The sequence below is a fragment of the Bradyrhizobium sp. KZN70725 genome (genome assembly GCF_055264925.1).
This window is the reverse complement of sequence record NZ_JBUYWT010000141.1, coordinates 1-2,937: the sequence shown is the minus strand read 5'-3', so window position 1 is coordinate 2,937 and position 2,937 is coordinate 1. Positions and strand designations below refer to the sequence as shown.

The 2,937-nt window shown below is 56.5% G+C and carries 3 protein-coding genes and 1 pseudogene; all 4 read left to right on the top strand.

The features are described from left to right. Nucleotides 1-233: hypothetical protein (locus ACZBJS_RS42145; RefSeq protein ID WP_463440291.1), on the top strand; the 233-nt coding region annotated here is incomplete at its 5' end. Between the two features lie 254 nt (nucleotides 234-487). Next, nucleotides 488-753 (top strand): annotated as a pseudogene (locus ACZBJS_RS42140) (adenylate/guanylate cyclase domain-containing protein); the annotation flags it as partial. 103 nt (nucleotides 754-856) lie between these two features. Further along, complete coding sequence (locus ACZBJS_RS42135) at nucleotides 857-1,384, top strand: hypothetical protein (RefSeq protein ID WP_229190199.1); 528 nt, start codon at nucleotides 857-859, stop codon at nucleotides 1,382-1,384. Nucleotides 1,385-2,116: 732 nt separating this feature from the next. Continuing rightward, the gene (locus ACZBJS_RS42130; protein WP_125459264.1) at nucleotides 2,117-2,473 is read left to right on the top strand and encodes a hypothetical protein; all 357 of its coding nucleotides are present in this window, start codon (nucleotides 2,117-2,119) and stop codon (nucleotides 2,471-2,473) included. Nucleotides 2,474-2,937: the final 464 nt, after the last annotated feature.

Sequence of the window (2,937 nt, the reverse complement as noted above, 5' to 3'; positions counted from 1 at the left end):
CGCCAACAAAACTCTTGCGCGCGACAATCATCGCGGCAATCATCACCTCGCCGCGACACCGACTCGCCATCCTGATTGTCGCGCGCTTCCCAGCCAGATTGTCGCGCTATAGCAACGGCAAGGGACTGAAATGGAGCTGCCCGGGTCGCTTCACTCAAATGATGCAGCCACCGATCATGTTGTGGCAAATGTTGCAACGCGTCGTCTTCAGCCATCCGCCGGATTGCTTCTGAAGCTCGGTCTATTCGCTGCTCGGGCGTGGCAGTAGGTGCAACTGAGCTTTCGTCAGCCATGTAAGTCTCCTCGCGCCGGTCGCCTACCAAACGGACTTGTTGCATGAGCGCTAACGTCCGGCGAATATCGACTGTTCCTAGGTTGTGCCGTTCGGGCCGATAGCTGATCGGCGGCCTCTCGGGCATCTTCGTCAAGGCCGTTGGGGGCGCGGCTTGTCCGTCGTACAATCGGGCATCGCTTGGATCGCGGGTCCATAGTGCAAGAGCGGCCAGGTCGGATAGAGCGCAGGCTGTCGGCCATAATGGCCGCCGATGTCGCCGGCTATTCACGGCTCATGCACGATGACGAAGAGGCCACGCACGCCAAGCTGAGCGAACTTCTCGCAAGAGAAGTGAGCCTGCTATTGCCAGTCACGGCGGCCGTATCGTGAAGAACACCGGAGACGGGTTCTTGGCAGAGTTTCCGAGCGCGGTCGAAGCAGCGCCATGGGGCATGCGGCGAAAAGCTGCCTTCAGGGAGGCCGTGTCACTGATGCGCTGTCCCTGCGGCGCAACGTCGATAGCCACCACCGGCCGAGAGTTGCACACACCGCGGGCACATCTAAAAACGACGCAATTCGACGATGAAGACGAAGGAAGAACACTTAACTCAAAGGCAAACCTCGGGTGGAAGCCTGCCGGATGAGTCGGAGCGCCGAAGCAATGCAGTCACCTGCCCATTAGCGCTACGTAACAGTCGTATACGTAGAGTCGGCGGGGATTTGTGCTTCGTAATGCTTGGCTTTTTCTATCAGTGCGTCGCGGACTGGACCTTCCGGCAGAAGCGCGGCTTGATGGCGCGCCTGTCTCGCGCATTCTGCGATTTTACTTGCCAGTTCTTCCGTCTCGCGATCCATCGTCGCCGCTCCTCCGAACTAGAAGCCATGCTAGCGCGGTGGGCTAGCGCTTTCTTGGCACGCCGCCGAATGCTCGGAAATCCACTTCGTTGCGTCGTGCTCCGTAACAAAACCTTTGATGACTTCGGTTTCGCCATCGGCCCACAGAATATCGATTCTCCAGCCGGTGCCGGGGTTTTTGCAAGCCATGAAGGCTGGGCGCTGCTCTATCATTGCTTGACTATGCGCCGACTGGTGGCTGCTACAAGCCAGTGATCCTGCCACACTTCGCTTTTTTGGCCCCAATCTATTGAGCCTTAACTCCCGCGCCCGCGCCGTTCTTCCGAGATCGGGAGTCAAGAAGATCGGGCAACGGTGGTAGTTGCTGGCGCTATGCAAGAAATTCACTGACTGGAGAAATTTGAAGGCTCATTTCGCACGGCTTGATGAGGTGACGCTGAACGGATGCTCGACCGTCTCGCGACGAAGGCGCATAGCAAGCGGGTTCGCATCGAGCCGCTGCTGCAAAGCGTCGAGCAGATCCTCGCGCTCCCATCGCGTGATCCGTCGCGCTGATCCGGGCGTGGAGGCGCAGCGCCTTGTCGGACTCTTCGTTTGTGTAGCGATACGCCAATCGAAGTGCACGTGGCGTTGCGCGGAGCGGCGGTGAGGCGATAGCCAAATCGCAATCCTGAGACAGAAGCGCTGACCTAAATTCACCCTCGATTGAAATAAAATTTGATGGGATAAGTCCAAAAGCTGACTTGATCTTTAAGCTTCCTTGAAATCGCGACGCTCCGCCAATTCGAATGGGTAAGAAGCGATGACCGATCAACAGCTGGCTCTTCATGCCGTCAGCGAAGCCCTGTGCATATTGGACGAGTATCTTCTGCCCCGCCCCCACGACAGTGAACGCATACTCGACAAGTTAGTTGAGGTTCTTGAGCGGCCCGACTTGGTCGTTGCTGTAAGTCGACTGCGGCAACGAAGTAGTCTCTAAGTGTTCCGATGAAGAGGCAATTTTCATTTATTCCTTTGGCCGCTCGCATCGCTACTTTTCTATTGATTGGAATGCCGACCGCGCAGGCAAAACAGCAATGCAGTGCGGTGATGCCCCCAAATCCGCGCGAGTATTGGTCTTGGCGCCTCATCGACGGACGAAAATGCTGGTACGAAGGCAAGCCCATGCTTTCAAAATCATTATTGGAGTGGCCCGTGCGGATTTCGACGCAGGCACGTCCCACCGAGGAGCTTGCAAGTGCACTCATAGAGAAGCCCAGCGATCCGATCGGTTCAGAAGAATGGACGCCATCTCGCCAGAATACCTTCGATGCCCTGTGGCGCACCAGGGTTGAACAGCGGTAGGTCTTTGACCTTCAAATTATCTTTGACCTTCAAATTAAGAGAGGCTGACTTTCTCTTCATCGCTGAGGCTGTAGGACTCGGTGACTGGTATAGTCGACGTCGGCCATGCATCGATCGATCGAACCAATACTGTAGCTTCGTCGATCTCAAGTCTTTCGCTTCGATTGCCGTGAGAGCGCCATATTTTCCAATGAATGCACACGGAACGGCGCCCCGCAGAAAAGTAGCTAATCTCCAAACCGCCGATGAAACTGACCGCAGATCGTCCTTTACGCCAGTCCCGAGAAAGCCGCCCGCAGGATCATGGAGCACGCTCACGCATTCGAGCCGATCCAGGGCGGCCGGATCTAGATTGCGTATTTCGCAAAAACGGGACAGCGGTTTCGCTAACTGACGGACAGCAGTTTCGCTAAATCGCGGACAGCGTGGCGGCGCTGGCTTTTGGTTGCCTGGTTGTTGAAGTC

Excerpts from the sequence above, each read along its gene's own strand:
- ACZBJS_RS42135 (WP_229190199.1), top strand. The coding sequence starts at position 857 with ATGAAGACGAAGGAAGAACACTTAACTCAAAGGCAAACCTCGGGTGGA.
- ACZBJS_RS42130 (WP_125459264.1), top strand. The coding sequence starts at position 2,117 with ATGAAGAGGCAATTTTCATTTATTCCTTTGGCCGCTCGCATCGCTACT.